The following is a 3,719-nucleotide window of genomic DNA, read 5'->3' on the forward strand; positions in this document are numbered from 1 at the left end:
AGCGGAGGGGGATTTAGAATTAATGAGCTGGCGATGACTTACTCTCACATGGATAACTCCACACTACCATCAGCGCTAAGAGGTTTCACTTCTGAGTTCGGGAAGGGATCAGGTGGTTCACTCTTGCTATTGTCGCCAGCACAACTGTTTATGACTATTCGTTGGGTCTAACCTCAGAGCAGTGCTCTTCGTGCCTAACTTTCATCAAATGAGTTATTAACAGGTATATTTGAGTTGGATATTTTATCTAGCTTTATAACTAAATCAAGTTGTTTGCAGTGATTTGAAGCACAACACCAACTGTTTGGGTGTTGTATAGTCAAGCCTCACGAGCAATTAGTATTGGTCAGCTTCACATATCACTATGCTTCCACATCCAACCTATCAACGTCGTAGTCTTCAACGGCTCTTTAGAGGACATAAAGTCCTAGGGAAATCTTATCTTGAGGTAGGCTTCCCGCTTAGATGCTTTCAGCGGTTATCCCTTCCGAACATAGCTACCCGGCGATGCGACTGGCGTCACAACCGGTACACCAGAGGTTCGTCCACTCTGGTCCTCTCGTACTAGGAGCAGATCCTCTCAAATTTCCAACGCCCACGGTAGATAGGGACCGAACTGTCTCACGACGTTCTAAACCCAGCTCGCGTACCTCTTTAAATGGCGAACAGCCATACCCTTGGGACCTGCTTCAGCCCCAGGATGAGATGAGCCGACATCGAGGTGCCAAACACCGCCGTCGATATGAACTCTTGGGCGGTATCAGCCTGTTATCCCCAGAGTACCTTTTATCCGTTGAGCGATGGCCCTTCCATACAGAACCACCGGATCACTAAGACCTACTTTCGTACCTGCTCGACTTGTGGGTCTCGCAGTTAAGCGCGCTTTTGCCTTTATACTCTACGCGTGATTTCCGACCACGCTGAGCGCACCTTCGTACTCCTCCGTTACTCTTTAGGAGGAGACCGCCCCAGTCAAACTACCCACCAGACATGGTCCTCGTCCCGGATTACGGGACAGAGTTAGAACCTCAATATTACCAGGGTGGTATTTCAAGATTGGCTCCACCGAAACTAGCGTCTCGGTTTCAAAGCCTCCCACCTATCCTACACAAGTAAGATCAAAGTTCAATGTCAAGCTGCAGTAAAGGTTCACGGGGTCTTTCCGTCTAGCCGCGGGTACACCGCATCTTCACGGCGAATTCGATTTCACTGAGTCTCTGCTGGAGACAGCGCCCCCATCATTATGCCATTCGTGCAGGTCGGAACTTACCCGACAAGGAATTTCGCTACCTTAGGACCGTTATAGTTACGGCCGCCGTTTACTGGGGCTTCGATCAAGAGCTTCGCTTACGCTAACCCCATCAATTAACCTTCCAGCACCGGGCAGGCATCACACCCTATACGTCCACTTTCGTGTTTGCAGAGTGCTATGTTTTTAATAAACAGTTGCAGGGGCCTGGTTTCTGTGGCTGCCAATAGCTCAAGGAGTAAATCCCATCACCGTCGGCAGCGTACCTTCTCCCGAAGTTACGGTACCATTTTGCCTAGTTCCTTCAGCAGAGTTCTCTCAAGCGCTTTGGTCTACTCGACCTGACCACCTGTGTCGGTTTCGGGTACGATTCCTATGTAACTGAAGCTTAGAGACTTTTCCTGGAAGCATGGTATCAGCCACTTCACTGTACAAGTACAGCTTGCTATCAGTTCTCAGCATACAGTACCCCGGATTTGCCTAAGATACATGCCTACAACCTTCCACCTGGACAACCAACGCCAGGCTGACTTAACCTTCTCCGTCCTCTCATCGCATTACATAGAAGTATTGGAATATTAACCAATTTCCCATCGACTACGCCTCTCGGCCTCGCCTTAGGGGTCGACTCACCCAGCCCCGATTAACGTTGGACTGGAACCCTTGGTCTTTCAGCGTGCGAGTTTTTCACTCGCATTGTCGTTACTCACGTCAGCATTCGCACTTCTGATACCTCCAGCATACTTCTCAATACACCTTCATCGGCTTACAGAACGCTCCCCTACCACTTGCAATAAATTGCAAATCCGCAGCTTCGGCATATAGTTTTAGCCCCGTTACATCTTCCGCGCAGGCCGACTCGACTAGTGAGCTATTACGCTTTCTTTAAAGGGTGGCTGCTTCTAAGCCAACCTCCTAGCTGTCTATGCCTTCCCACATCGTTTCCCACTTAACTATAATTTTGGGGCCTTAGCTGGCGGTCTGGATTGTTTTCCTCTTGACTACGGACGTTAGCACCCGCAGTCTGTCTCCCGGATAGTACTCATTGGTATTCGGAGTTTGCATCGGTTTGGTAAGTCGGGATGACCCCCTAGCCGAAACAGTGCTCTACCCCCAATGGTATTCGTCCGAGGCGCTACCTAAATAGCTTTCGGGGAGAACCAGCTATCACCGAGTTTGATTAGCCTTTCACCCCTATCCACAAGTCATCCCCTGGCTTTTCAACGACAGTGGGTTCGGTCCTCCAGTTAGTGTTACCCAACCTTCAACCTGCTCATGGATAGATCACCCGGTTTCGGGTCTACACCCAGCAACTAAACGCCCTATTAAGACTCGATTTCTCTACGGCTCCCCTATACGGTTAACCTTGCTACTGAATGTAAGTCGCTGACCCATTATACAAAAGGTACGCAGTCACCGAACATGTCGGCTCCCACTGCTTGTATGCATGCGGTTTCAGGATCTATTTCACTCCCCTCACAGGGGTTCTTTTCGCCTTTCCCTCACGGTACTGGTTCACTATCGGTCAGTCAGGAGTATTTAGCCTTGGAGGATGGTCCCCCCATATTCAGACAAGGTTTCACGTGCCCCGCCCTACTCGACATCATCATATAAGCCCTTTCGTGTACAGGACTATCACCCACTATGGTTGCACTTCCCAGAGCATTCCACTAAAACTTATATGACTTAATGGGCTTTTCCCCGTTCGCTCGCCGCTACTGAGGGAATCTCAATTGATTTCTTTTCCTAAGGGTACTGAGATGTTTCACTTCCCCTCGTTCGCCTCATACACCTATGTATTCAGTGTATGATACCTGCCTTATGACAGGTGGGTTTCCCCATTCAGAAATCTCCGGATCACAGGATATTTGCCGCCTCCCCGGAGCTTATCGCAGGCTATTACGTCTTTCATCGCCTCTGACTGCCAAGGCATCCACCACATGCACTTAATTACTTGACTATACAACCCCAAACAGTCGTTAATCCCTACAAGTAGGATTAAGACAGTCTATGATGATTTCTCATCACTTCCTTACAGTTTGTTGCTTCGTGTACTTAAACACTGTACAGCTTCAATTCAATTCACATACCAAAACGCTTGATTCAGTTAATTTCGCTAGTAACTCATTTCTTTAATCTTCATCATCCAGTAATAAATCACTGTTAATGTCGATCTTAAAAATGAGTATGAACAAATTATTTCAACTCAAATATATTCTGTTAATGATTTTTCCAGCCTTCGTCAGGTCAGGAAACTGTGATAAATCACAGAGATTAATAACAACGAAGCGCATTCTACGCTTTATTATCACTAAGCTCTATAAGCTATCAGTTCGTTTGCTTAATGTTTAACTCATTGCATCGCAATGAGTGGTGGAGACTAGGAGAGTCGAACTCCTGACCTCCTGCGTGCAAAGCAGGCGCTCTACCAACTAAGCTAAGTCCCCAGCTTATCAATAAGTCAATGTAT

The 3,719-nt window shown here is 47.7% G+C and carries 1 tRNA gene and 2 rRNA genes; all 3 read right to left on the reverse strand.

From position 1 onward, the window contains the following. Nucleotides 1-25: 25 nt before the first annotated feature. The 3 genes from rrf to ACG9ZB_RS16500 all read right to left on the reverse strand — a co-directional run bounded on the left by rrf (nucleotide 26) and on the right by ACG9ZB_RS16500 (nucleotide 3,696). Nucleotides 26-140 (reverse strand): 5S ribosomal RNA (gene rrf, locus ACG9ZB_RS16490). A gap of 175 nt (nucleotides 141-315) precedes the next feature. Next, nucleotides 316-3,209, reverse strand: a 23S ribosomal RNA gene (locus ACG9ZB_RS16495). A 411-nt stretch (nucleotides 3,210-3,620) separates the two neighbouring features. After that, nucleotides 3,621-3,696: transfer RNA gene (locus ACG9ZB_RS16500), tRNA-Ala, on the reverse strand. Nucleotides 3,697-3,719 lie beyond the last annotated feature (23 nt).

Origin of the sequence: Acinetobacter johnsonii (genome assembly GCF_048551975.1) — a bacterium.
GTDB lineage: Bacteria > Pseudomonadota > Gammaproteobacteria > Pseudomonadales > Moraxellaceae > Acinetobacter > Acinetobacter johnsonii_A.